The organism is Brooklawnia propionicigenes (genome assembly GCF_030297015.1).
In the GTDB taxonomy this organism is placed as follows: domain Bacteria; phylum Actinomycetota; class Actinomycetes; order Propionibacteriales; family Propionibacteriaceae; genus Brooklawnia; species Brooklawnia propionicigenes.
This window is the reverse complement of the sequence record NZ_AP028056.1, coordinates 1,799,913-1,823,453: the sequence shown is the minus strand read 5'-3', so window position 1 is coordinate 1,823,453 and position 23,541 is coordinate 1,799,913. Positions and strand designations below refer to the sequence as shown.

21 protein-coding genes, 1 tRNA gene and 1 pseudogene are annotated in these 23,541 nt (G+C 66.2%); 11 read left to right on the top strand and 12 right to left on the bottom strand.

Translation table 11 applies throughout. The features are described from left to right. The first annotated feature begins 19 nt into the window (after positions 1-19). Positions 20-1,234, top strand: a complete 1,215-nt coding sequence (locus tag QUE25_RS08260; RefSeq protein ID WP_286263924.1) for a DUF1015 family protein — start codon at positions 20-22, stop codon at positions 1,232-1,234. A gap of 78 nt (positions 1,235-1,312) precedes the next feature. Next, positions 1,313-2,824 (top strand): annotated as a pseudogene (gene scpC / locus QUE25_RS08255) (succinyl-CoA:acetate CoA-transferase ScpC); the annotation flags it as partial. Between the two features lie 381 nt (positions 2,825-3,205). Here the strand turns inward: scpC and QUE25_RS08250 are convergent. After that, positions 3,206-3,856: an HAD family hydrolase gene (locus tag QUE25_RS08250; RefSeq protein ID WP_286263922.1), complete on the bottom strand. Its 651-nt coding sequence runs from the start codon at positions 3,854-3,856 to the stop codon at positions 3,206-3,208. Positions 3,857-4,056: 200 nt separating this feature from the next. Between QUE25_RS08250 and QUE25_RS08245 the strand changes: the two genes are divergently transcribed. From QUE25_RS08245 to QUE25_RS08215, 7 genes are all read left to right on the top strand, one after another. Then, positions 4,057-4,953 (top strand): hypothetical protein, encoded by an 897-nt coding sequence (locus tag QUE25_RS08245; RefSeq protein ID WP_286263921.1) that lies wholly within the window; start codon positions 4,057-4,059, stop codon positions 4,951-4,953. Beyond that, positions 4,953-5,495, top strand: coding sequence for a type II toxin-antitoxin system PemK/MazF family toxin (locus QUE25_RS08240; protein WP_286263919.1), 543 nt, complete (start codon positions 4,953-4,955; stop codon positions 5,493-5,495). Before QUE25_RS08245 ends, QUE25_RS08240 begins: the two co-directional genes overlap by 1 nt. A 140-nt stretch (positions 5,496-5,635) precedes the next feature. Next, a tRNA-Gly gene (locus QUE25_RS08235) sits at positions 5,636-5,709 on the top strand. A 163-nt stretch (positions 5,710-5,872) separates the two neighbouring features. Then, positions 5,873-6,370, top strand: coding sequence for a thiol peroxidase (gene tpx / locus QUE25_RS08230; RefSeq protein ID WP_286263917.1), 498 nt, complete (start codon positions 5,873-5,875; stop codon positions 6,368-6,370). A gap of 99 nt (positions 6,371-6,469) precedes the next feature. Further along, a complete protein-coding gene (locus tag QUE25_RS08225; protein ID WP_286263915.1) occupies positions 6,470-6,979 on the top strand; it encodes a LiaF domain-containing protein in 510 nt (169 codons plus the stop codon). 1 nt (position 6,980) lies between these two features. After that, positions 6,981-7,508 (top strand): PH domain-containing protein, encoded by a 528-nt coding sequence (locus QUE25_RS08220; RefSeq protein ID WP_286263912.1) that lies wholly within the window; start codon positions 6,981-6,983, stop codon positions 7,506-7,508. Continuing rightward, entirely contained in the window at positions 7,505-9,277 is a 1,773-nt protein-coding gene (locus QUE25_RS08215; protein WP_286263910.1) for a PH domain-containing protein, read from the top strand. The genes QUE25_RS08220 and QUE25_RS08215 overlap by 4 nt, the downstream gene beginning before the upstream one ends. A gap of 85 nt (positions 9,278-9,362) precedes the next feature. Here the strand turns inward: QUE25_RS08215 and galE are convergent, their stop codons facing one another. From galE to dnaK, 6 genes are all read right to left on the bottom strand, one after another. Next, complete coding sequence (gene galE / locus QUE25_RS08210) at positions 9,363-10,331, bottom strand: UDP-glucose 4-epimerase GalE (protein WP_286263908.1); 969 nt, start codon at positions 10,329-10,331, stop codon at positions 9,363-9,365. A 51-nt stretch (positions 10,332-10,382) separates the two neighbouring features. Next, positions 10,383-10,940 (bottom strand): hypothetical protein, encoded by a 558-nt coding sequence (locus tag QUE25_RS08205; RefSeq protein ID WP_286263906.1) that lies wholly within the window; start codon positions 10,938-10,940, stop codon positions 10,383-10,385. A 159-nt stretch (positions 10,941-11,099) separates the two neighbouring features. Next, positions 11,100-11,522, bottom strand: coding sequence for a heat shock protein transcriptional repressor HspR (locus QUE25_RS08200; RefSeq protein ID WP_286263904.1), 423 nt, complete (start codon positions 11,520-11,522; stop codon positions 11,100-11,102). After that, positions 11,519-12,691, bottom strand: a complete 1,173-nt coding sequence (dnaJ, locus tag QUE25_RS08195; RefSeq protein WP_286263903.1) for a molecular chaperone DnaJ — start codon at positions 12,689-12,691, stop codon at positions 11,519-11,521. The genes QUE25_RS08200 and dnaJ overlap by 4 nt, the downstream gene beginning before the upstream one ends. A 29-nt stretch (positions 12,692-12,720) precedes the next feature. Continuing rightward, positions 12,721-13,299 (bottom strand): nucleotide exchange factor GrpE, encoded by a 579-nt coding sequence (locus QUE25_RS08190; protein ID WP_340312684.1) that lies wholly within the window; start codon positions 13,297-13,299, stop codon positions 12,721-12,723. A gap of 6 nt (positions 13,300-13,305) precedes the next feature. Further along, positions 13,306-15,162: a molecular chaperone DnaK gene (gene dnaK / locus QUE25_RS08185; RefSeq protein WP_286263900.1), complete on the bottom strand. Its 1,857-nt coding sequence runs from the start codon at positions 15,160-15,162 to the stop codon at positions 13,306-13,308. Positions 15,163-15,404: 242 nt separating this feature from the next. Here dnaK and QUE25_RS08180 point away from each other — a divergent pair, with 242 nt between their 5' ends. Beyond that, complete coding sequence (locus QUE25_RS08180) at positions 15,405-16,472, top strand: CPBP family intramembrane glutamic endopeptidase (RefSeq protein WP_286263898.1); 1,068 nt, start codon at positions 15,405-15,407, stop codon at positions 16,470-16,472. A 2-nt stretch (positions 16,473-16,474) separates the two neighbouring features. Here the strand turns inward: QUE25_RS08180 and QUE25_RS08175 are convergent, their stop codons facing one another. Then, a complete protein-coding gene (locus tag QUE25_RS08175; RefSeq protein WP_286263896.1) occupies positions 16,475-17,194 on the bottom strand; it encodes a GntR family transcriptional regulator in 720 nt (239 codons plus the stop codon). Between the two features lie 257 nt (positions 17,195-17,451). Here QUE25_RS08175 and ppgK point away from each other — a divergent pair, with 257 nt between their 5' ends. Then, complete coding sequence (gene ppgK / locus QUE25_RS08170; protein WP_286263893.1) at positions 17,452-18,225, top strand: polyphosphate--glucose phosphotransferase; 774 nt, start codon at positions 17,452-17,454, stop codon at positions 18,223-18,225. 94 nt (positions 18,226-18,319) lie between these two features. On the opposite strand, the gene argS is transcribed toward ppgK, so the two are convergent. The 4 genes from argS to QUE25_RS08150 all read right to left on the bottom strand — a co-directional run bounded on the left by argS (position 18,320) and on the right by QUE25_RS08150 (position 23,516). Then, complete coding sequence (argS, locus tag QUE25_RS08165) at positions 18,320-19,954, bottom strand: arginine--tRNA ligase (RefSeq protein WP_286263892.1); 1,635 nt, start codon at positions 19,952-19,954, stop codon at positions 18,320-18,322. 53 nt (positions 19,955-20,007) lie between these two features. Then, a complete protein-coding gene (locus QUE25_RS08160) occupies positions 20,008-20,649 on the bottom strand; it encodes a SanA/YdcF family protein (protein WP_286263889.1) in 642 nt (213 codons plus the stop codon). A 70-nt stretch (positions 20,650-20,719) separates the two neighbouring features. Next, a complete protein-coding gene (gene pgi, locus QUE25_RS08155) occupies positions 20,720-22,393 on the bottom strand; it encodes a glucose-6-phosphate isomerase (RefSeq protein ID WP_286263885.1) in 1,674 nt (557 codons plus the stop codon). Between the two features lie 73 nt (positions 22,394-22,466). Next, positions 22,467-23,516, bottom strand: coding sequence for a C40 family peptidase (locus QUE25_RS08150; protein WP_286263883.1), 1,050 nt, complete (start codon positions 23,514-23,516; stop codon positions 22,467-22,469). Positions 23,517-23,541: the final 25 nt, after the last annotated feature.

The following is a 23,541-nucleotide window of genomic DNA, read 5'->3' as shown; positions in this document are numbered from 1 at the left end:
GCCCGCTAGCGTAGTGTCCGTGCCACGATTCGAACCGTTCAACGCCATTCGCTACGCCTCGAACGTCAACTGGGACGAGGTCATCGCCCCGCCCTACGATGTGCTCTCCGACGACGACGTCATCGAGCTCGGCCGCCGAAGTCGGCACAACATCACCTGGATCGACGTGCCGCGCGGTGGCTCCGACCGCTACAAGGTGGCCGCCTACCTGCTCTGGGAGTGGCTCGAGAAGGGCATCCTGGAGCGCGATTCCGAACCGTCATTCACCATCTACCGGATGGACACGGTCGACGCCACCGGTACCCAGCGCACCATCTCGGGCGTCCTGGGTGGCCTCGAAGTCGTGGACGAGGGCGCCGGCGGCGTGTTGCCGCACGAGAAGACCACGAAGAAGGCCAGCACCGACCGCCTCGACCTGACCATCGCAACCGCAGCCAACCTCTCCCCGGTGTGGGGGCTGTCACTGGCGTCCGGCCTGACGGCAGCATTGGCCGAGCCCGGCGAGCCGATCGGCCAGATCGAGGTCGACGGAGTCGTCCACCGCGCCGAACGAGTGACCGACCCCGACCGCATCGCGGCCATCCGGCAAATCATCGGCTCCGACGACGTGCTGATCGCCGACGGCCACCACCGCTATGGCGTCTCCAGGGTCTACCGCGACATGGTTCGCAAGGCGACCGGGCGCAAGGACACCGCCGCCGAACTGACCTTGACCTTCATCAACGAGTTGGTGGACGACCAGCTGTCGATCGAGGCCATCCACCGTATCTACGACGGCTTGTCCTTCGACGAACTGAAGAATGCCCTGTCGGGCAGCTTCACCATCGAACCGATGACCGAGCCGCTCAGCCCGGCGACCCTCGCCCAGATGGTGGAGACCGAACGCCTGGTGCTGCTGGACCCCAAGGGTGAGCCCAGCTGGTTGGTGGCGCGTCCGGGAGCATTCAACGGCGTGCGCGCGCTCGACGGAGCCTGGCTGGAACACGCGCTGTCGGGCAGCAAGGCCCAGGTCAGCTACCAGCACGGCCTGGACGAAGTACTCGCCGAACTCGACAACGCGGGCACCGGGCCGTTCGGCGGGCACGCCGGAGCGGTGCTGATCCGTCCGACCTCGCTGGCCGAGATCGAGCGGACTGCTCGTGAGGGGCTGCTGATGCCTCCGAAGTCCACCTTCTTCACCCCGAAACTGCGCACCGGTCTGGTCATCCGGCCCACGCAACGTCTCCCGCGCTAGCCCGGGACCGACCCCCTGATCACCAGCCAGATCCAAACCGATAACCTTTTAGCCGTAGGTTTTTCGACAGGAGGAGCAATGTCAGCTCGCATCGCGAACCCAGCGTTCGCCGCCAAGGTCATGAGCGCCGCAGACGCCGCGGCCCTCATCCACCCCGGGGCCTCGATCGGCTTCTCCGGGTTCACCGGCTCGGGGTACCCGAAGGAGATCCCCGGTGCCCTGGCCGCGCGCATCACCGAGGCGCGCTCGCGCGGCGAGGACTTCACCATCAAGGCGTTCACGGGCGCCTCGACGGCGCCCGAGCTGGACGGTGTGCTCGCAGACACCGGTGGCATGGCTTTCCGCACCCCGTACCAGTCCGACCCGCACCTGCGGGCCAAGATCAACGACGGTACGACCAACTACTGCGACATCCACCTGTCGCACCTCCAGAAGCTCATCAACATGGGCTTCTTCGGCTCGCTGGACTTCGCGGTGATCGAGGCCACGGCCATCACCGAGGAGGGCGACATCATCCCTAGCTCCTCCATCGGCAACAACCGCACCTACCTCGATATCGCTGACAAGATCATCATCGAGGTCAACTCCTGGCAGACCGATGATCTCTACGGCCTGCACGACGTCTACTACGGCATGGACATCAAGGCTCGCCGCGAGCCGATCCCGATCAATCACCCCGGTGACATCATCGGGCGTCCGACCTTCCGGGTTGATCCGAGCAAGGTCGTCGCCGTCGTCGAGACCAACGACCCCGACCGCAACACGCCGTTCAAGCCGCTGGACGATGACTCCCGCGCGATCGCGGCCCATCTGCTCAACTTCTTCGACATGGAGGTCAAGGCGCACCGGATGCCCTCGACCCTGTGGCCGCTGCAGTCGGGCGTCGGCAACATCGCGAATGCCGTTCTCGCAGGCCTGATGGACGCGCCGTACGAGCACATGACCAGCTACACCGAGGTCATCCAGGATGGCATGATCGAGCTGATCGACGCCGGCAAGATCGATGTGGCCTCGGCGACCGCGTTCTCACTGTCGCCCACCATGGCCCATCACATGAATGATCATGCCAAGGAGTACCACGGCAAGATCATTCTGCGCCCGCAGGACGTGTCGAACCACCCCGAGGTGATCCGCCGCCAGTTCGTCATCGCCACCAACGGCATGATCGAGGCCGACATCTACGGCAACGTCAACTCGACCCACATCATGGGCACCAAGATGATGAACGGCATCGGCGGCTCGGGTGACTTCGCCCGCAACGCCGGCTACTCGATCTTCGTCAGCCCGTCGCTGGCCAAGGGCGGCAACATCTCCGCGATCGTGCCGATGGTTAGCCACGTCGACCACACCGAGCACGATGTCATGGTCATCATCACCGAGCAGGGGCTGGCGGATCTGCGCGGCCTGGCCCCGCGGCAGCGCGTCAAGCTGATCATCGAGAACTGTGCCCATCCGGACTACCGCGAGCAGCTGTGGGATTACTACAAGGAGGCGCTGTCGGTCAGCAAGGGCATTCACACCCCGCATGTGTTGTCCAAGGCGCTCAGCTGGCATGAGAACCTGCTCGAGACCGGCACGATGAAGATCGACAAGGCAGCCGGTGCCGCGGGCCCGGCCGCCCGGGCTCAGAGCGCTTCGCAGGAGGCCGCCGAGAAGGCCGCCGGCGCTGCCGAGGAAGCCAAGAAGGCCGCTGCTCAAGCTGCTGACGCCGCCGATCGCGCGACCGCTGCCGCGGCCGCGGCGAAGGACGCTGCCGTCAAGTGAGTGCGGCTCGCCGGCCTGGCTGTTTCAGGCCTCAGTGAGGTTCGCCGCTTTGAAAGGGGTGGACGCGACGTAGTTCGCGTCCACCCCTTTCTCTTGTTCGCGCATGCGAGTGACTGATCTTCTTCACTTGCGGGGTTAGATCGATCCAAACCGGCCGATTCGACGGTTTTGGGCCCAACTGAAGAAGATCAGTCACGCCCTGGCGTCTCAACCGATCAGGTGATCGCGCAACTGCGAGACCGTGTCGACGACGGCGACATGCGGCTGAGCGCGCAGCGCGGCGGGGCTGCCAGCGCCCCAGGTGACACCGATCCCGTCCATGCCGGCAGCTGCGGCGGCCTGCAGATCGTAAATGGCGTCCCCGATATAGAGGCTGCCTTCGACGGGGGCGTCCAGTGCGGCCAGTCCGGTGAGCAGCGGCGTCGGATCCGGCTTGTGACGATCGGTATCGTCCATCGCGCAGGCCAGCACCATCTCGCTGGGCAGCCCGGCCAGCTGCATGCCGGTCAGTACGTTCCGGCGACGCTTGGATGTGACCACCCCGGTGCGGATGCCGGCATCCACCAGCTCCTGCGCCAACTCCGAGATGCCGTCGTACTGCCTCACTGCGTTGGCCAGCGTCGCCGCGTTGTGGCTGAGGTAGACGTCCTCGAGCTCGGCGGCGTTCGCGGGATCCTCGTCGGCGAAGACGTCGGCCAGGGTGCGGCCGATCCACGGCAGGATCTCCGAGCGGACGACCTGGCGTCCGGAGACCGTCTGCCAGGTGTAGATGTAGCTGGCCACGATTCCGTCGATCGTATTGAGCAGGGTGCCATCAAAATCGAAGAGGACGACGGGCCATCGCGGTGCGGGACTCATGGCGGCCAGCTTATCGTCCGGCCTGTCTCCCCCATTCTCGTGCTCGCGCTCACGCCGTCGTCACCAGCTGACCTCGCGGCGCCAAACCCCCTGCCGGCTGGCCGGGCCCCCGCTGCCGCGGAGTCCACGCCGTGCGAGTGCGGCTAGTCTGGAGCGCGAACGTGCACGATCGCGGACGCGCCGTGGGCAGGAGACAGTCGATGACCGAGCAGCATGGCACCTATCACCCGACCCGTCGCGCTGCCGACCCCATCGACACCGATGCGACCGCTTCCGGCCCGACCGGCGCCGACCAGAACGCCTCCGACCTGACCGGCGCCGACCAGACCGCCATCGACCCGGCCGCGACTGACCTGACCTATACCGACCCAACCGCTTCCGACCCAACCGCCACCGGGCCGACCGCCACCGAGCCAGCCAACACCAACCCGACCCCCGCGGGGCCCGCTAGCGATCCGGAGAGCGCCGCCCCAGCCAGGCAGCAAGCGCCGGGCACGGATACCGCCCCCAGCGAGGGTCTTGGTGATGCGCCTGAGGAGCCGATCGTCTCGCTGCCCCCGATCGCGGCCGAACTGGCCGGCTATCCGTTGAGCAAGCGAACCGGGGAGCCCAGGCGTCCACCCGTGATCGTGGGCGCGGTGGCCGCCTTCACCTGCTCAGCCGTGGTGGCTGTGGTCACCTACTGGTGGTACTGGTGGGTGGCGATCCACATCGAGAACTTCGCAACCAGTTCGAAACTGATCGAATTGTTCGATCCGCGTCCGGGCTCGGGCAGCTCGGTGGTGCTGGTCTGCGTGATGGCCATCATCGGCGTCATCATGACCGCCGGGCCCGCCCTGGCCGGATACAACGCCTGGCACGGTGCCTTGTGGAGCCGCTTCGCCGGGTTCGCGGCGTGCGCGACGAGCCTGCTCGCCTTCTTCATGATCCCGTGGTCGTGGCTGGCGTTGATCTTCGCCGCGATCGGCACCGGCCTGATCTGGTTGCCGCAGGCCAAACGGTACTTCGACGCCTATGATCACTTCGCCAATCCGCCGCGTCCGGCCATCGTGCCGAAGACGAAGGTGGCCTACGGTCCGGCACCACGGTTCCGCTGATGCGCTGGAGCGATTTCGAGTCGCTGGCCCGGCTGGCCGGCAGGCTGCTGCACGACAACACCTCGGCGACCAAGACCGCAGCCATTCGGACGACAAGCCAGGCGCCCACCGCGCGGCCGGCCGCCGGCACCGGGCAACCCGCCGCGGACTTCGACGGCCTGCCCGAGATGCGCTACCAGGCGAAGGGGCCGGGGGGCTTCGCGTCCGGGCAGATGGTCTGGACATGGATCGCGTACGAGGAAGACCCGAGCCAGGGCAAGGACCGGCCGGTCCTGCTGATCGGCGCGCACAGCGGCTGGCTGCTCGGCCTGCCCGCGACCAGCCAGGACCACGACCGGGACGCCGAGCAGGAGCGCCGTGCCGGCCGCTACTGGGTCGAGATCGGCTCGGGCGAGTGGGACAAGCAGCGCCGCGTCAGCGAGGTGCGCACCGACCGCATCGTCCGGATCGACCCGGCGTACGTGCGCCGAGCGAGTGGGAGCGTGAGCGCCGCGGTCTTCCAGAAGGTCGCCGCCGAGGTCCGCGAGCACTGGGACGACTGACTGCCGGCTGCCGAAGATTCGGCTTGTCACATCGACAAGCCGATTCAATCCCGACAGCGAACCGCCGACGCATCCCAACCAGGACGCAGCATCCGCGCGAATGCGCTAGACTCTCAACCGCGTCGTTGCCTCAACGCCCTGCGGGCGTAGCTCAATGGTAGAGCGCCAGCTTCCCAAGCTGGACACGCGGGTTCGATTCCCGTCGCCCGCTCCACCTAGTCAGACATGGAATCCGCCGCCTCAACGCCAGACCGTGATAGGGCGTGAGATAGCCAAGTTGATAGCCGCGATCGATATCCCAGCCAGGCGCGTCCCGCCGGCCTAAGCCGACGGCGAAACCCTCCCCTGCGCTTGGGCATCCCCACGACAATGAAGCCATGGCCAGTATCACGTTAGCTTCTCAGCCCATCTCCACCGTCGGCGAACTCCCCGCGGTGGGCACTCCCGCGCCCGCGGTGGAACTCGTCGGCTCAGATCTGAGCACCATCACCCTGGACGATTTCGCCGGCAAGCGCATCGTCTTGAACATCTTCCCGAGCCTGGACACCGGCATCTGCGCCATGAGCATCCGCAAGTTCAACGAACTCGCTGCCGGACTCGACAACACCGTCGTCCTCGCCATCAGCAAGGACCTGCCGTTCGCGGCGGGGCGTTTCTGCGCCGCCGAAGGCATCGACAACGTGATCACCGCCTCCGCGTTCCGTTCCAGCTTCGGCGAGGACTATGGGGTGACCATCGCCGACGGCTCGATGGCCGGTCTGCTCGCCCGTTCGGTGGTGGTCATCGACACCGACGGCACGATCAGCTACACCCAGCTGGTGCCCGAGATCAAGACCGAACCCGACTACGACGCCGCGATCGCCGCGCTCGGCTGATCGGACGACGCGCCGAGCCGCCGTCGACCAATCCGTTCAACGTCCGGCCTGTTTGTGCCGGACGTTGAACGGCTGACTCCCAGTTGAGACGATGGAGGTATGACCGGTCAGCCGATGAACGACGAGCCGCAGTTCCGCCAGCCCGAGAACAGTGAGCGGAACATCCAGGACGCCCACCACGCCGATGATCTGGTACTTCCACAAACGAATCCCCAAGCCGTCGCACCGACGCACTATCTGACGAATTCGGTCAGCGCCGTGCTCGGCACCAAACAGCGCGACGGCGCGTGGATCGTGCCACCGAGCCTGACGGTCAATTCGACACTGGGCACGGTGAAACTCGACATGCGTGAGGCGGTCTTCGAGTCGCTCAACGTCGTCATCGACCTCAGCTGCTTCATGGGCGATGTGAAGATCTGGGTGCCCAAAGGCACCGTCATCGTCGACGAGACCCGCACCTTCGGGTCGGACATCAAGCTGAAGAAGCTCAGCCCACCCCAGCCCGGCAGCCCGAAGCTCACCCTGACAGGCACCCTCGTTTTCGGTGAAGTGATCGTCTACGGCAGCAAACACATCACCTTGAGCGACCGCATCCAGGGCAACTTCTGAGATGGACAGATCCCAGGTCGCCCTGTTCGCTCCTCCCACCGAAGCCTGGACGCCGGTGTCTGCCCGCTACGCAAGTCTGCGCCGGTTGCTGTCGGCGATCAGCTGGCTGATCCTGGCGCTGATTATCATCGCTCCGCAAGCCATCACCCTGCTGGTTTTCGAGCAGGCTCCGCGCCAGCTGTACTGGGCCCTGATCGCCAGCATCGCGATCTGCGCCGGGCTCGCCATCTGGCGCTTCTGGCGCCAGGGTGCGATCGCTCGGTCCTGGGCGTACGCCGAACGCGAATCCGATCTCTACATCAAGTCGGGCATCTTCAACCGGCGACTGACGGTCGTACCGTACGGCCGCATGCAGGCCGTCAACATCTCGGCGGGCCCGCTGGATCGTGCCTTCAAGGTGGCCACGGTGGCGTTGGTAACAGCCTCCGCGCAGTCGGACGCCGTCATCCCCGGCCTCGATCCCGACGCGGCCGCCGCGCTGCGTGACCGGCTCACCGAACGCGGCGAGATGCAGGCGACCGGGCTGTGAGCAGCACCGATCCGGGTCCCGGATACCAGGACGGGTCTGTCGGTCCTGACCAGCCGGTTCGCCCCGACCAACCAGTTCACCTCGACCAGCCGCTTCGTCCCGACCAACCGGTTCGCCCTGACCAGCCGCTTCGTCCCGACCAACCGGTTCGGCCCGACCAACCAGTCCACCTCAACCAGCCGGTTCGCCCTGACCAACCGGTTCACCCTGACCAACTGGTTCAACCCGGCCCGCCCTCGCAGACCGGCGAGCCCCACCAGGCTGGGACGCCGTCCGGACCACAATCCGGATATGCCCCGGTCCTGGAGCATCCGCATCCACTGACCCCGATCGCCAAGAGCTGGATCGCGTTGCTGGCGGTCGGCTACTTCATTCTGCGCGACGTCCCGGACATCCTCCGGCAGGCCCAGGCCGGCGGCTGGCAGACCATCGCCACCTACTGGTATGTTCCGGCAGGCATCCTCGTGCTCGTGCTTGCCGTCTCACTGGGGGCCGGCTATCTGGCATGGCGCTTCACCAGCTTCATCATCGACGACGAGCAGGTGCGCATCGAGCACAACTTCATCTCGCAGCGCTCGGAGAAGATCGCCTTCACCAAGATTCAGTCGGTGGACGTCACCCAGCCGCTGATCGCCCGGCTGCTGGGCCTGGCGGCGCTGCGCATCGACGTGGGCGGCGGCGGCTCGAATGCAACCATCGAGTACCTCTCCCGCAAGCGCGCCTACCAGCTGCGCGATTACCTGATCACCCGCGCGCACGGCACCCGCACCACCGTGGCCGAGGCGGCGCAGGTTCCCGTCGGCACCGCGTTCACCGACGCCTCCCCGGCTGATCGCCGGATCGTGACCGTGCCACCGGCGCGACTGCTGGCGTCCATGGTGGTCACCAATTCGACGGTATTCCTACTGATTCTGATCGCCGGGGTGGTCGGCTGGTCGATCTGGAACGACCAGCCGATCGGTCTGCTGTCGACATCGATCCTGCTGCCGTGGCTGCTCGCGATGGGTGCGATGGTGCTCAACCGGTTGCGCAACGAGTGGAACTTCGTCCTCAGCATGACCCCGGACGGCGGGCTGCGCACCGCGTCGGGCCTCACCTCGCTGACCAGCCAGACGATCCCCCGCAACCGGGTGCAGGCCGTCGACATCAGCCAGCCGCTGCTGTGGCGGGCCTTCGGTTGGTACCGGGTCCGCATCGATGTGCTCGGCCTGCCCAGTGAATCCAGTGAGCATGTCCCGGCGAACCTGCTGCTGCCGGTCGGGCCGGGCGCCGACGTCGATGTCGTCTTGCGCACCCTGTGGCCCAGGCTGAACATGCCCGCGATCAGGATGCATCCGATCCCCCAGCGTGCACGCTGGCTGCGCTGGTTGGACGCGCAGACCTACTTCTGGGGCTACGACGATCGGGTGCTGGTCGCCGCGGGCGGGCTGCTGCGCAGGCGCACGTCGATCGTCCCGCATGCCCGGGTGCAGTCGGTGCGCATCCGGCAAGGAGTCATCCAGCGGCGATTGGGGCTGGCCGATGTGCAGGCACACACCACACCGGGCCCGGTCGATGTGGTCTGCCAGCATCTGGATCAGGCCGATGCCCGGGCATTGGCGATGAGCGAGCTGGACCGGATGCGAGCCGCCCGTTCGAATCCCGAGCTGTCACTGCTGCACCTGCCCGACCAACCCCCGTGGATCGTGGGCCCAGCGGCACAGCCGTCACCGCCCGGACCGCAACCCGGCCAGCCGCCCTCGGCAGGTCAGCCGGTTCAGGGCCGCTGAGTTCAGAGGTTCAGGACCGCCGAGTTCAGAACTGCCGAATCCAGAACCATCGAGTTCAGAACCATCGAGTTCAGAACCGCCGAGTTCAGGACTGGTGAGCCTGCCGAGCGCTCCAGGCCGAGGAGACCATCTCGTCCAGGGTGTAGCGCATCTTCCAGTCGATATCGCGCGCCGCCGCGTCGCCGTTGGCGACGATCCGGGCGGGGTCTCCGGGTCGCCGGGCCGCGATCTCCGGAGTGAAATCGACGCCGGTGACCCGGGCGATCGCCGACATGATCTCGGCGACGCTGGAACCGTCCCCGCTGCCCAGGTTGTAGGCGACCTGCAGGCCCGTGCCGGCGGCCATCGCTTTCGCGGCGGCGACATGCGAGATCGCCAGGTCCGCGACATGCACATAGTCACGCACGCAGGTGCCGTCCGGGGTCGGGTAGTCGTCGCCGAAGATCTTCGGGGTGCGGCCGGCGAGCAGCGCGTCGAAGACGATCGGGAACAAGTTGTGCGGGCTGGTGTCGTAGAGGGCGTCCGAACCGGAGCCGACCACGTTGAAGTAGCGCAGATTCGTGTAGCGCCACTGCGGATCGACCTTGGCGATGTCGCCGGCCAGCCACTCGCCGATCAGCTTGGTCTGACCGTACGGCGACTCGGGGGCGGTCGGGGTCTGTTCGGTGACCTGATCGACGTCCGGGGTGCCGTAGACCGACGCCGAGCTGGAGAAGACGTAGTTGTGCACCCCGACCGACTGCATCGCCCGCAGCAGCGAGACGGTTCCGGTGACGTTCTGGTCGTAGGTGTGCAGCGGCCTGCTGACGCTCACGCCCGCGTACTTGAAACCGGCGAGATGGACGACACCTTCGCACGCATTCTCGGTGAGAGTCCGGGTGACCAGGTCGGTATCGAGGATCGTTCCCTGAACGAAGACCACGCCCTTGGGGACGAAGTCGGCGTGCCCGCTCGACAGATCATCGATCACGACCGGGGTGATCCCGGCGTCCAGGAATGCTTGCACCACATGCGAACCGATGTATCCGGCTCCGCCGGTGACCAGCCAACTCATTCTCGTCCTCTCCGTTGGGGTACTGCTTGGTGGGGGATGCTCCTTGCGAGCCTAGCTGTTGCTGAGCGTCCCAGCGGTCTCGGCGGCCCAGTAGCTGAACAGCCCGGTCGCGTTCAGCGACGCCAGATAGCTCTCGTCGGTCGCCGGATCGATCCAGATGACATTCCCGCCGATCCGCGGATACTCCGTGGTCGGTGCATAGCTGGTGGCCAGCAGCACCAGCGGCACCACCGGCAGCCAGTCGGCGGGCTCGCCGGGGTGTTGGGGCAGCTCCAGGCTGAGCGACAGCGATTTGTCGGTCACCAGGATCTGCACGAGTGGCGCCACTTCTGCGTCGTCCGGGTCGAATGTGCCCTCGTAGCGTGCGCGGTCGATGACCATCTGCTGGACGACGGCCGCGGTCCGCGCGGCATGACGGATCCGGGCCTGACTCCTGGCCGGCTCATCGAGCGAGTCGAGACCGGGCATCATCTCCTCGACGATCTCGGCCGCGGTGTCCGCGTAGACGGTGCTGCCATCATGCAGCATCATCGCGTGCGTCCACTCACCGCCGGAGGGACGGACCGGATTGAATCCATGACAGGACGCGTGGTGGTCTCGGAACTTCATCCCATCAGCCTAGTCGCCGCGTCCGTGGTCGGATCATCGGCGTCGGCGGGGGTGAGCCGGCGCGGCCGGGCAGAGCACAGGCCCCGGAGCTGACTGAACGAGTCACGGCTCCGGGGCCTGTGTGGTGGAACTATCGGCGATCGCTGCTCGAGGCCGGCTTCAGCGGCCCGGCAGGGCGAGCCGGGGATGGTAGAACCGTCCCTGGGCAACGTTTCCGGTCGAACCGGCGGAGAAGATCCGCCGTCCTTGCGATTCGTGCTGCTCGACCAGCCGGCGCACCAGCTCGGTCATGTCGTCCATGCGGCGCTGAGCTTCCTCGAGTTCGGATTGCAGTGCGAGGATCCGGCGGATCCCGGTGAGGTTGATGCCTTCCTGGGAGAGCCGCTGGATCAGCCGCAGCCGCTGGATATCGCGCGGCGAATAACGCCGCCCGCCGCCCTTGGTGCGGCTCGCGATGACCAGCCCGAGCCGGTCGTACTGCCGCAGGGTCTGCGGATGCATCTCGGCCAGGGAAGCTGCTACCGAAATACTGAAGATCGGGCCGTCGGGGTCCATGACCTCGGGCAGCATCCCCGCACTCATCGGTTGCTCGCCAACAGATCCGCGCGCGGATTCGACTGGTGCGCCACATCGGTGAAGGTGCGCAGCGCCTGCTGGGCCTCGTCATTCAGCATCGGCGGCACCTGCACCTCGATCGTGGCGAGCAGGTCACCCTTCTGGCCGTTGCCCTTGGCGACACCGCGACCACGCACCCGGAAGGTGCGTCCGTTCGGGGTCCCTGCGGGCACCCGCAGTTTGACGCTGCCGCCGCCCAGGGTCGGCACCTCGATCTCGGCGCCCAGCGCGGCCTCGGTGAAGGTGACCGGCACGGTGACCGTGATGTTGTCGCCGTTGCGCCCGAAGATCGGGTGCGGACGCACGTGCACGATCACATACAGATCGCCGTTGGGGCCACCGTTCTCGCCGGGAGAACCCTTGCCCTTGATGCGGATCTTCTGCCCGTCCGAGACCCCTTCGGGGATCCGGACCTGCATGGTGCGCCGGCTCTGTGCCCGGCCGCTGCCGTGACAGACCTCGCAGGGATCGTCCACGATCAGGCCACGGCCGTGGCATTCGCTGCACGGCTCGGTCATCTGGAACAGACCACCCGCGCTCGCCTGCTGAACGCCCGAGCCCTGACAGGTCGGGCAGACCCGCGGCGACGTGCCGGCTTTCGCGCCGGTGCCGTGGCAGGCCTGGCAGGCTTCCTCACTGACCATCTGGACGCCGACCGTGGCTCCCTCGACAGCTTGGTTGAAGCCGATGGTGACTTCGCCCTCGATGTCGGCGCCGCGGCGCGGTGAACGGGTCTGCGTCCGTCTGGCCGACGACGTGCCGCCCGCCTGGCCGAACAGATTGCCGAGCAGATCACCCAGACCTGCGTCGCCCACGTTGGTACGGAAGACGTTCTCGCCGCCCATCCCGCCGGAGGCACTGGGCCCAGGCCCGGGACGCTGGAAGCGGAAGCCGCCCGATCCGAACAAGCTGCGCTGTTCGTCGTACTCGGCGCGCTTGCTCGGATCGCTCAGCACATCGTGGGCCTCGGAGGCTTCCTTGAAGCGCTGCTCGGCCTTCTTGTCGCCGGGGTGCTGGTCAGGATGGTTCTCGCGGGCGATCTTACGGAACGCCTTCTTGATCTGTTCAGGCTTGGCGTCCTTGGGGACACCGAGGATCTTGTAGTAATCCTTCTCCATCCAGTCTTTTTGGCTCATCGCCCTACCTCCTTTCCAGTCTGGTCACGTCACTCGGCCGGTACCGAGACGACCACGCGCGCCGGACGAACCACCTGATCGTTGATGCGGAAGCCGTTCTGCATGACCTCACGCACGACCATCTCGGTGACGTTCGGGTCGGGCACCTGCATCAGGGCTTCGTGCAGCCGCGGGTCGAACTCATCGCCCGGAGCACCGAACGACTCGAGTCCATACACCTTGGTGACCTTGGACAGTTCGTCCGCAGTCAGCTTGAAGCCTCCGGTCAGCTCGCCTTGCTTCTCGGCCGCGGTGATCGAATCGAAGACCGGCAGTAGGTCGCGCAGCAGCGCTTCGATACCACCTTGACGGGCCAGTGCGCGATCACGGTCGACGCGCCTCTTGTAGTTGACGTACTCGGCATGGACACGCTGCAGGTCCTCGGTGCGCTCGGCAGCCAGGGCCTTCAGCTGAGCGATCTGCTCGTCACTGCCGGGGGCGGCGCCGGAGGCGGCCCCGGCATCAGCCGGAGCCGCCTGGCCAGCGTCATCCGAGGTCAGGCCAGCCTGCTCGCCGGCCTCGTCAAGAAGCTCGTCGGGCTTGGCTGCCTGGTCCACGGGTTCACTCATGAATGATCAGTCCTTCTTCTCATCGTCGACGATCTCGGCGTCCACCACGTCGTCATCGTTTTCGCCGCTGTTCTCGGCGGAACCCTCGGCGCCCGCGGAAGCCTGAGCAGCCTGCTCAGCCTGTGCGGCCTGGTAGACAGCCTGCCCCATGGCGGCCGACTTCTTGTTGAGATCCTCCATGGCGGAACGAACCTCATCATCGTTGTCGGTACCCTTCAGGGCTTCCTTCAGGGCGGCCAAGGCCTCAGTGACCGGGGTCTTGACGTCGTCGGGGATCTTGTCGCCGCTCTCCTCGAGGATCTTCTCGGTGCGGAAGCTCAGCGCGTCGGCCTCGTTACGCATATCGACGCTCTCGCGACGCTTGCGGTCGGCCTCCTCGTTCGCCTCGGCATCCTTGACCATCTTGTCGATCTCGTCCTTGCCCAGCGCCGAACCGCCGGTGACAGTCATCGACTGCTCCTTGCCGGTGGCCATGTCCTTCGCGTAGACGTGGACGATGCCGTTGGCGTCGATGTCGAAGGTGACCTCGATCTGCGGCAGTCCGCGCGGAGCGGGCATCAGGCCGGTCAGTTCGAAGTTGCCCAGCGACTTGTTGTCCCGAGCGAACTGACGTTCGCCCTGGTAGACCTGGATCATCACCGAAGGCTGATTGTCCTCGGCGGTGGTGAAGATCTCGGAACGCTTGGTCGGGATCGTGGTGTTGCGCTCGATGATCTTGGTCATCACGCCACCCTTGGTCTCAATGCCCAAGCTCAGCGGAGTGACATCCAGCAGCAGAACATCCTTGACCTCGCCCTTCAGCACACCAGCCTGCAGGGACGCGCCGAGCGCGACGACCTCGTCCGGGTTGACCGACTTGTTCGGCTCCTTGCCGCCGGACAGTTCGCGGACCAGATCCTGCACAGCAGGCATACGCGTCGAGCCGCCGACCAGAATGATCTGATCGATCTTCGAAACCGAGACCTTGGCGTCCGACAGCACCGCGTTGAACGGGCCCTTGCAGCGATCCAGCAGATCCTGGGTCATGCGCTGGAACTCGGCGCGGGTCAGCTTCTCCTCAAGATGCAACGGGCCCTCGGCACCAGCGGTGATGTAGGGCAGGTTGATCTCGGTGCTCTGTACCTGGCTGAGCTCGATCTTGGCGCGCTCCGCAGCTTCCTTCAGCCGCTGGCCGGCCATCTTGTCCTTCGACAGGTCGATGCCGTTCTTGTTCTTGAACTGGGTCACCAGCCAGTCGATGATGCGCTGATCCCAGTCGTCGCCGCCCAGTCGCGGGTCACCCTTGGTCGCCTTGACCTCGAAAACGCCCTCGCTGATATCCAGCAGGGAGACATCGAAGGTGCCACCACCAAGGTCGAAGACCAGAACCGTCTGCTCCTGATCGGCCTTGTCCAGGCCGTATGCCAGGGCAGCCGCGGTGGGCTCGTTGATAATCCGGTCGACGGTCAGCCCGGCGATCTCGCCGGCTTCCTTGGTGGCCTGACGTTCGGCATCGCCGAAGTAGGCGGGCACGGTGATGACAGCGTTGGTGATGGTCTCACCCAGGTAGGCCTCGGCGTCCCTCTTCAGCTTCTGCAGCACGAAGCCGCTGATCTGCTGCGGACGATAGGTCTTGCCGTCGATTTCGGTGGTCCAATTGGTGCCCATGTGACGCTTGACCGAGCGGATCGTCCGGTCCGGGTTGGTCACGGCCTGCCGCTTGGCGACCTCACCAACCAGAACTTCACCACCCTTGGCGAACGCCACTACTGACGGCGTGGTACGCGAACCCTCAGCGTTGGGGACAACGGTGGGTTCGCCACCTTCCAGCACCGCGACAACCGAGTTCGTGGTGCCGAGGTCGATGCCAACTGCACGAGCCATGTTGTTTTCCTCCTGTTGCGTCCCGGGTGGGACGCTCCTGTTCTTTCGTTAAGCTTCTTGTGGCTCACGTCCGAGCGAGCCGCGTCATGACCATGAGTCTAACGCACTCAACTTTGACCTTGAGTCCACCTGACTCAACTATGGAGATGCTGGGGTTATTCCAGGGATCGCAGGGGTTCGTCAAGAAAACGCCGCTGGACGAGTTCATCAGGGGCAAAGGCGGGCGTGATAGGGGTTTGTCCATGAACCGTGACGCGCAGCAGGTACCGGCGCCGTCGTCGGGCGGACGCCCGGCCGCCCTGCTCGACCGGATCTTCGGCGAGCCCCGGCCACTGCGGACGCTCGACCTGCTGCCACCGGATCAGCCGTTGCGCCCGGTGCCGCCCATCCGGCGCTGGCGGTACAACGGTTTGGTCCGGCTGCTGGCCTTCGCCGCGATCCTGGTCGTGGGCGCAATCGTGGTGGGCTTCGGCGCCACGGTCGTCCTGAACTCGCTGGGGATGTCCACCGACGCCATCCTGGACCGCTTCGCCGGCCTGGTGCAGGTGACGGCGATCGTCGGCGTGGTGCTGGCGTACTGGCTGGTCGGACGCTTCGTCGAGCAGCGGCGCCCGCTGTTCGAACTGGCTGCTTCCCGGGCAGGGCGGGGTCTGCTCTGCGGGTTGGGGCTCGGCGTGGTGCTGATGCTCGGCTGCGCCACGCTGCTCGGTGTGCTGGGAGTGTTCCGGATCGAGGGTTTCAATGCCGGCTACTCACCGTGGGCGGCACTGCTCAGTCTCGGATTCTCGGCGGCGATCACCGAGGAGATCGCCTTCCGCGGCATCTTGTTCAGGCTCGTCGAGGGCACCTTGGGCAGCTGGATCGCGATAGCCGTCAGCGCGCTGGTCTTCGGTGCGGCCCATCTGGGCAATCCGGAGGCGACCTGGTTCGGGGCGATCGGGATCGCGCTGGAGGCCGGGGTGCTGTTCGCGGCGCTGTACGCGTTCACCCGCAGCCTGTGGACGGTCATGGGGCTGCATTTCGCCTGGAACGTAGTGCAGGGGCCGGTGCTGGGCATCGTGGTCTCGGGCTCGTCTGCGCAGGGCAACGGCTTCGTCCAGTCGTCGCTGACTGGGCCGGCATGGCTGAGCGGCGGGCAGTTCGGGATCGAGGCGTCCGCAGTGACCATCGTCGTGCTCACCGCGCTGGGCGGATGGCTGCTGGTCGAGCTGGCGCGGCGGGGCCTGATCGTCCAACCGTTCTGGGTGCGGCACCGGCTGCTGGGCCAGCGGCCGGACTTGGGTCGGGTTGTCCGCGACCCCCGCGGATAACCCTACCCAGCCTGGGGCTGCGAGCCGTCGGCCTGCCGTTCCTGCCGGATGCGCGTGCGCAGATTCGACAGGTGCAGCGCCATCGCTGCTTGTGCCGCGTCGGGATTGCGGTTGCCCAGCGCCTGGATGATGGCGCGGTGCTCGACGAGGGTCAGCTCATGATCGGTGACGACCGCCTGGTCGAAGGACCGGAACCGCTGCACGTGGCTACCCATGGCCTCCAGGGCCGACGCCAGATAATAGTTGCCGGATGCCCGGGCGATGTGAGCGTGGAAATCGTGATCGGCATCCAGGAATGCCCGGAAGCCTTCGAAGTCGGGATCCGTGCTCCGCTCGCGCTGACAGTTCCAGGTGGCCTCCAGCTTGCTCATCAGGAGGTCGTCCACGTTCGAGGCGGCCAGCCAGGCGGTCTTCGTCTCGATGGTGAGCCGTGCCTCGAACAGGTCGTCCAACTGGGTGATGCCCGGGCGCGGGGAAACCCGGAAGCCCTTGTTGTTCTCGCGCACCACCAGCCCACTGGCGCTGGCGCGCACCAGCGCCTCTCGAACCGGGGTGGCGGATACTCCCAGGCTCTCGGCCAGCGAGTGAATGCGCAGCGGCTGCAGCGGCTTCACCTGGCCGCTGAGTACCAGATCGACCAGGCTGTCGTAGACCTGGCCGGCCAGTCCCAGCGGGTGTTCCATGAACATCACCCCGGGAAGCGCATCATCCTCGATGGCCATACCCGCTCCTCCTACCGTCCAGAGGCCGAAATGAATTGTACGCGATCCCATCATCTGCCATCGCCACCGCTGCTCTTCGCCGGACCGGCGGGCAGGGTCTCGCGCCGTGACCACGCCCGCTGTCGGCACCGGTTCCGACGGCGCGATCGGCGGCTCGGGGCTGCCATGACACGGACGCTCTCGGCTGACCTTCACCAGAGCCACTGCGTGCTGGGAAACGGCTGACCCGGCGGCGGCTTGGCCGATAGCATTACCGCATGACATCAGCATCCCAGCCTGTACTCGGTATTGACATCGGCGGATCCGGCATCAAGGGTGCCCCCGTCGACCTCGCGACCGGTACCTTGAGTGCGGACCGTCTCCGCATCCCAACCCCGAAGAAGTCCACCCCGAAGGCCTGCGCGGACGTGGTGGCTCAGATCGTCGAGAAGTTCGCCGACCAACTCGGTGACGGTCCGATCGGCATCGCCATACCCGCCCCCGTCGTGCACGGCAGCGTCCCAATGATCGCGAATCTGCACTCGTCGTGGGTCGGAGTGAACGCCGAGCAGCTGTTCAGTGATCGGCTCGGACGTCAGACTGTGCTGATCAACGATGCGGACGCGGCCGGCCTGGCCGAGGTGCACTTCGGTGCCGCCAAGGACCACCCCGGGCTGGTCATCATGACGACGCTGGGTACCGGCATCGGCACCTCGTTGATCATGGACGGCACGCTGGTGCCCAACACCGAACTCGGGCATATCGAGATCGACGGCATCGATGCCGAGACCAAGGCGTCGGCTAATGCGAAGGCCCTGGAGCACCTCAGCTATCCCCGCTGGTCGAAGCGGCTGCAGAAGTATTACTCGACGATGGAGCGGTACTTCTGGCCCGACCTCTTCGTGGTCGGCGGAGGGGTGTCGAAGAACCACGAGAAGTTCTTGCCGCTGCTCAGCCTGCGGACCCCGATCGTGCCGGCGCAGTTGCTCAATCAGGCCGGCATCGTCGGCGCTGCGGTCGCCGCCGACACACTGACGGACAAGCAGAACTGACCGCTGGTTTGAGGTAGCCGCAGCACGCCGATCCGACGCACCATCCGGTCGCCCGGCACGGCTCAAACGGACGGTGGGCTGTTCCCGGGCGGGGCTACATCCGCTCGGGAGCGACGATTCCCAACAGACCGAGGCCGGTGGCCAGTACCTGCTTGGTCGCGGCGACCAGCGCCAGCCGGGAGGTCTGAACCTCACCCTCGCTCTTGAGCACCGGGCACTTCTCGTAGAAGGTCGAGAACTTGGTAGCCAGCTCGAACAGGTAGGTGCACAGCTTGTGCGGGGTCAACTCGTCGGCCACCGCCTGCACGGTCTCCCCGAAACGAGTCAGCCACAAGGCGAGTTCCTGCTCGGCCGGCTCGTCCAGCACCGTGACGATGCTCCAGGTCAGCTCCCGAGCGGCGGCTTCGCGCAGGATGCCCGCGCACCGCGAGTGCGCGTACTGCAGATAGGGTCCGGTGTCGCCGGTGGTCTGGGTCATCCGCTCCGCGTCGAAGACGTAGTCCTTATGCAGGCTGTTCGACAGGTCGGCGTACTTGATCGCGGCCAGCGCGATCTCGGGGGACGCATGCTCCTCGGCGGCGTCCAGGAGGCTTTCGAGGGTGACGGCGCCGCCGTCACGAGTCTTGATCGGGGTGCCGCCGGGCCCCAGCACCATGCCGAAGCCGACGTGCTGCGCCTGCACATCGTCCGGCAGGTATCCGGCCATCCGGGCGACGGCGAAGACCAGCTGAAAGTGGTGTGCCTGCCGGGCGTCGGTGACGTAGATGATGCGTTCGGCACCCAGCTCGTTCACCCGGAAGCGGATCGCGGCCACATCTGTGGCGTCGTAGCCGTAGCCCCCGGTCGAGTTGCGGATGATCGCCGGAGCGTCGAAGCCGTCCACGAAGACCACCAGGGCCCCGCCGTCCTGGACGGCGATGCCGCGGGCCTCCAGATCATCGGCGACCTGGCCGAGCATCTCGTTGTAGGCGGACTCCCCCGCCACGTCCTCGTCGGTGAGCAGCACATTCATCCGCTGGTAGGTGCGGTTGAACCCGGCCAGCGAGATCTTGATCAGGCGCTGCCACGAGGCCCTGGTCTCCGGATCGCCCGATTGCAGCTTCACGACCCGCTCGCGGGCGCGTTCGGCGAACGCCTCGTCCTCATTGAGATGGGTGTTGGCGCGCCGGTAGAGCGCTTCGGCGCCGGGCAGATCGAGGGTGTCCAGATCGAGCATCTCGTCGGTGACCTGCTCGATCAGCATGCCGAACTGCCGTCCCCAGTCACCGATGTGGTTCTGGGCGAGCACTCGGTTTCCCTGGGCGCTCAGCACCCGGTTGAAACAGTCGCCGATGATGGTCGACCGCAGGTGACCGACGTGCATCTGCTTGGCCACGTTCGGTGACGAGTAGTCGATGACGACCGTCTTGGGGTCGTCGACCCAGGCGATCCCGGCATGCGGGTCAGCCAGCTGCTGGTCGACGGCGTGGGCCAGCACATCGGTGCGCAGCCGGAAGTTGATGAAACCGGGCCCGGCGATCTCGGGGGGCTCGCACAGATCGTCCAGATTAAGGGCGCCGACGATGCGCTGGGCTACGTCGCGCGGTTTGGCGCCTTCCTGCTTGGCCAGTCGCAACGCGACATTCGACTGGAAGTGACCGAATTGCGGCTTGGTGGCTGGACGCAGCTCCGGGTCGGCCCCGGCAACCGCTTCGATCCGCTCGGAGAGAATCGAGGGCAGTGAAGACATGCCGCCTATTGTCTCACCTCTTCACGGATGGGCCGGAATCGTCCGTCTGCGGGCTAACGATGCCGGGCCAAGGCTTCGTCCACTGCGGGATCGTAGATGAGGGTGCCGACATCGGTCTTCATCACCACGTCGACGATCATCTTGATGTTGGCGATCAGCTCGCGGCGTTCGTAGCTGCGCCAGGTCGCGTTCTTGGGTGTCTCGTCGTCGCCGACGCCGATGGCATCCACGCCGACCATCCGGCAGGTGGCGACGGTGCGCGGCACATGGTAGCTCTGCGAAATGACCGTCAGCTGGGTCACCCCGAAGATTCCCTTGGCCCGCACGCATGACGAGTAGGAGGAGTTGCCGCCTTCGTCCTCGACGATGTCGAGCGGATCGACGCCGTTCTCCTCGAGGTAGGCGCGCATCACGGCCGGCTCATCGTCGCTGGTGCTGCCCGACACGATGAAAACGGTGATCTTGCCCTGCTCCCACAGCTGCAACGCCAGGTCGAGCCGGGCCTTCAGATAACCGGAGGGCCGACCGTTCAGGGTCGCCGCACCCATCACCAGTCCGACGTCGTTGGAGGGTGCCTCATCCGCGCTGGTCCAGGTGCGCCCGAATGACAGCACCTGGACGAGGGCCCATGGCCCTCCCACGACGAGCAGAGCGATCAGGAGCAGGGCGAGCAGCGCGCGCCAAAGTTTGCGCATGGGGCCAACCCTACGTGGCTTGGTCAAAGACCAGGCCTGATTGCGCTGTCAGGATCGCAGACCGCAGGGATCAGATCCGATGATCGCGGTAGAAGCCGATCAGGTTCTGGGTGGACGTATCCTGGCGAGCCAATGCCTCGTCGTCCCCGGTCACCGCCGGCGCGATCTCCATGGCGAGTTGCTTGCCCAACTCGACGCCCCACTGATCGAACGAGTTGATGCCCCAGACGACCCCCTCGACGAAGGTGATGTGCTCGTAGAGGGCGATCAGCTCACCGACGACCCGCGGGCTGATCTCGGCGGCCATGATCGATGTGGTCGGCTTGTTGCCCGGGAAGACCCGCGCCTCGACGATCGCCTCACGGGTGCCTTCGGCGCGCACCTCGTCGGCGGTCTTGCCGAAGGCGAGGGCCGCGGTCTGCGCGAAGAAGTTGGACAAGAAGAGCGCGTGCACGTCGACCCCGCCTTCGCGCAGCGCGTGCGCGGGGTTCACGGCGGCGATGAAGTCGGCCGGAATCACCTTGGTCCCCTGGTGAATCAGCTGGTAGAAGGCGTGCTGACCGTTGGTGCCCGGCTCACCCCAGAAGACCTCGCCGGTCTGGGTGGTGACCGGTGAGGCATCCCAGCGGGTGCGCTTGCCGTTGGATTCCATGGTGAGTTGCTGCAGGTAGGCGGCGAAGCGGTGCAGGTACTGCGCATACGGCAGCACGGCGTGCGACTGGGCGTCGTAGAAGTTGTTGTACCAGACGTTGAGCAGACCCATCAGCACCGGCAGGTTCTCGGAGAAGTCCGCGGTGCGGAAGTGTTCGTCCATGGCGTGGAAGCCCGCCAGGACGCTCTGCCAGTTTTCCGGCCCGATCGCGATGACATCGGCCAGGCCGACTGCCGAGTCGACCGAGTAGCGGCCGCCGACCCAGTCCCAGAACCCGAAGGCGTTCTGCGGATCGATGCCGAACTCGGCAACCTTCTCGAGGTTGGTCGATACGGCCACGAAATGCCGGCGGATGGCCTCGGCCCGGGCCTCGTCCGTGTTGTCGATGATGCCACTGGTCTGCAGCGAGTTCAGCAGCCAGTTCTTGGCCATCCGGGCGTTGGTCATGGTCTCCAAGGTGGTGAAGGTCTTGGACGCCACGATGAACAGCACGGTCTCGGGGTCGACGTCATGGGTGGTCTCGTAGATGTCGGCAGGATCGATATTGCTGACGAAGCGGCACTCGAGGCCGGGCTGCTGGTAGGGCTTGAGCGCCTCGTAAACCATGACGGGGCCCAGATCGGAGCCACCGATTCCGATGTTGACGATGGTGCGGATCGGCTTGCCGGTGATGCCCACCCACTCGCCGGAGCGGATCTGGTCGGCCAGGACGTACATGCGGTCGAGCACTTCGTGCACCTGCTGGACGACATCCACGCCGTCAACGATCAAGGAGGCGTCGCGCGGCAGCCGCAACGCCGTGTGCAGCACCGAACGGTTCTCGGTGGTGTTGATCCGCTCGCCGGCGAACATCGCCTCACGGCGGCCGGCAAGGTCGACCTGCTCGGCGAGCCGGACGAGTGCATCCTTGATCTCGTCGGTCAGGTAGTTCTTGGACAGATCCGCATAGAGATCGGCAGCGGCGAGCGAGAACCGCTGGGCCCGGTCGGGATCGTCGGCGAACCAGGCGCGGAAATCAACATTCAGATCGTCATGCAGCCGGGCGAGTTCCGCCCAGGCGGGAGTGGCAGTCGCATCAACGGGAGTACGCATAGGCCAAGCTTATGGGTTTTGGCCTACCAGTGGCGAGACGGCCAGCGGGAATTCCCACCGGCCCCGAGCCGGCTCAGGCCACCCGGCGCATTGCGGTGATGTCGTACCCGCTGATCGAGCTGACGATGACACCGATGCCGTAGTCGGCTGCATGCACCATCTGACCGTTGCCGATGTACATGCCGACGTGGCCGCCGCCGTAGGAGATGATCAGGTCGCCGGGCTGCAGTGCCGAGGTCGATGACACCGCGGTGCCGGCCGACATCATGGCGCCGCTGGTGCGGGGCAGGCTGACGCCCATCGCGGAGTAGGAGTAAACCATCAAACCCGAGCAGTCGAAGGCGTTCGGGCCGGTGGCACCCCACGAGTAGGCCTTGCCGACCTGGGCGAGCGCGATCGAGACAGCGCCGGAGGCGGTGCTGCTCGCCGAGCCGGCGATGGCCGCGGTGTCGGCTGTCGAGGTGGCGGCGGATGTGGACGCCGAACCGGTGGTCTGGCTGGCCGCGCTGCTGGCGGCAGCCGCTGCGGCGGCCGCTTCCTCAGCCTGCCGGGCCGCTTCGGCCTGCCGGGCTTCCTCAGCCTGGCGAGCCTCTTCAGCCTGCCGGGCCTCCTCAGCCTGGCGAGCCTCTTCGGCCTGGCGAGCTTCCTCGGCCTGACGGGCCGCCTCGGCCTGCCGGGCCTCTTCGGCATTGCGGGCATCCTGCTCGGTGACGGGATCGACGAGCGTGGTCCGGTCGGCGCTGCGCGAGATCGGCGTGGTGGTCTGCAACGCCGGTTCGGCGGCGGTGACCGTGCTCGACAGATTCGGGACGATGAGTGCCGCGCTGGCGGTTGCCACTGCGGCTGCACCCATCAGGCCACGCTGCAGGCGGGAATGCAGGCCGCGCGGCTTGGGCTTGATGGTGGTGATGGCGGCAAGCTGACGGGTGCTGGTCAGCGGTTCGTCCGGCTCGAAACTCAGCGGCGCATCGATCGCGCGGGTGGCTCGCGCGGCGGACACGCTGAGCAGCGTGTCGTCCACGAGCTCCAGGGGTGGCGTCGGCATGGCGCGCCGCGCGCAGGACTGCTGAATGCTGTCCGTGGCGTCGACGACCGGGTCGAGCAGTGCCCTTCGTGCGCTCATTTATCAATCCTTAAGGTTGCGATGT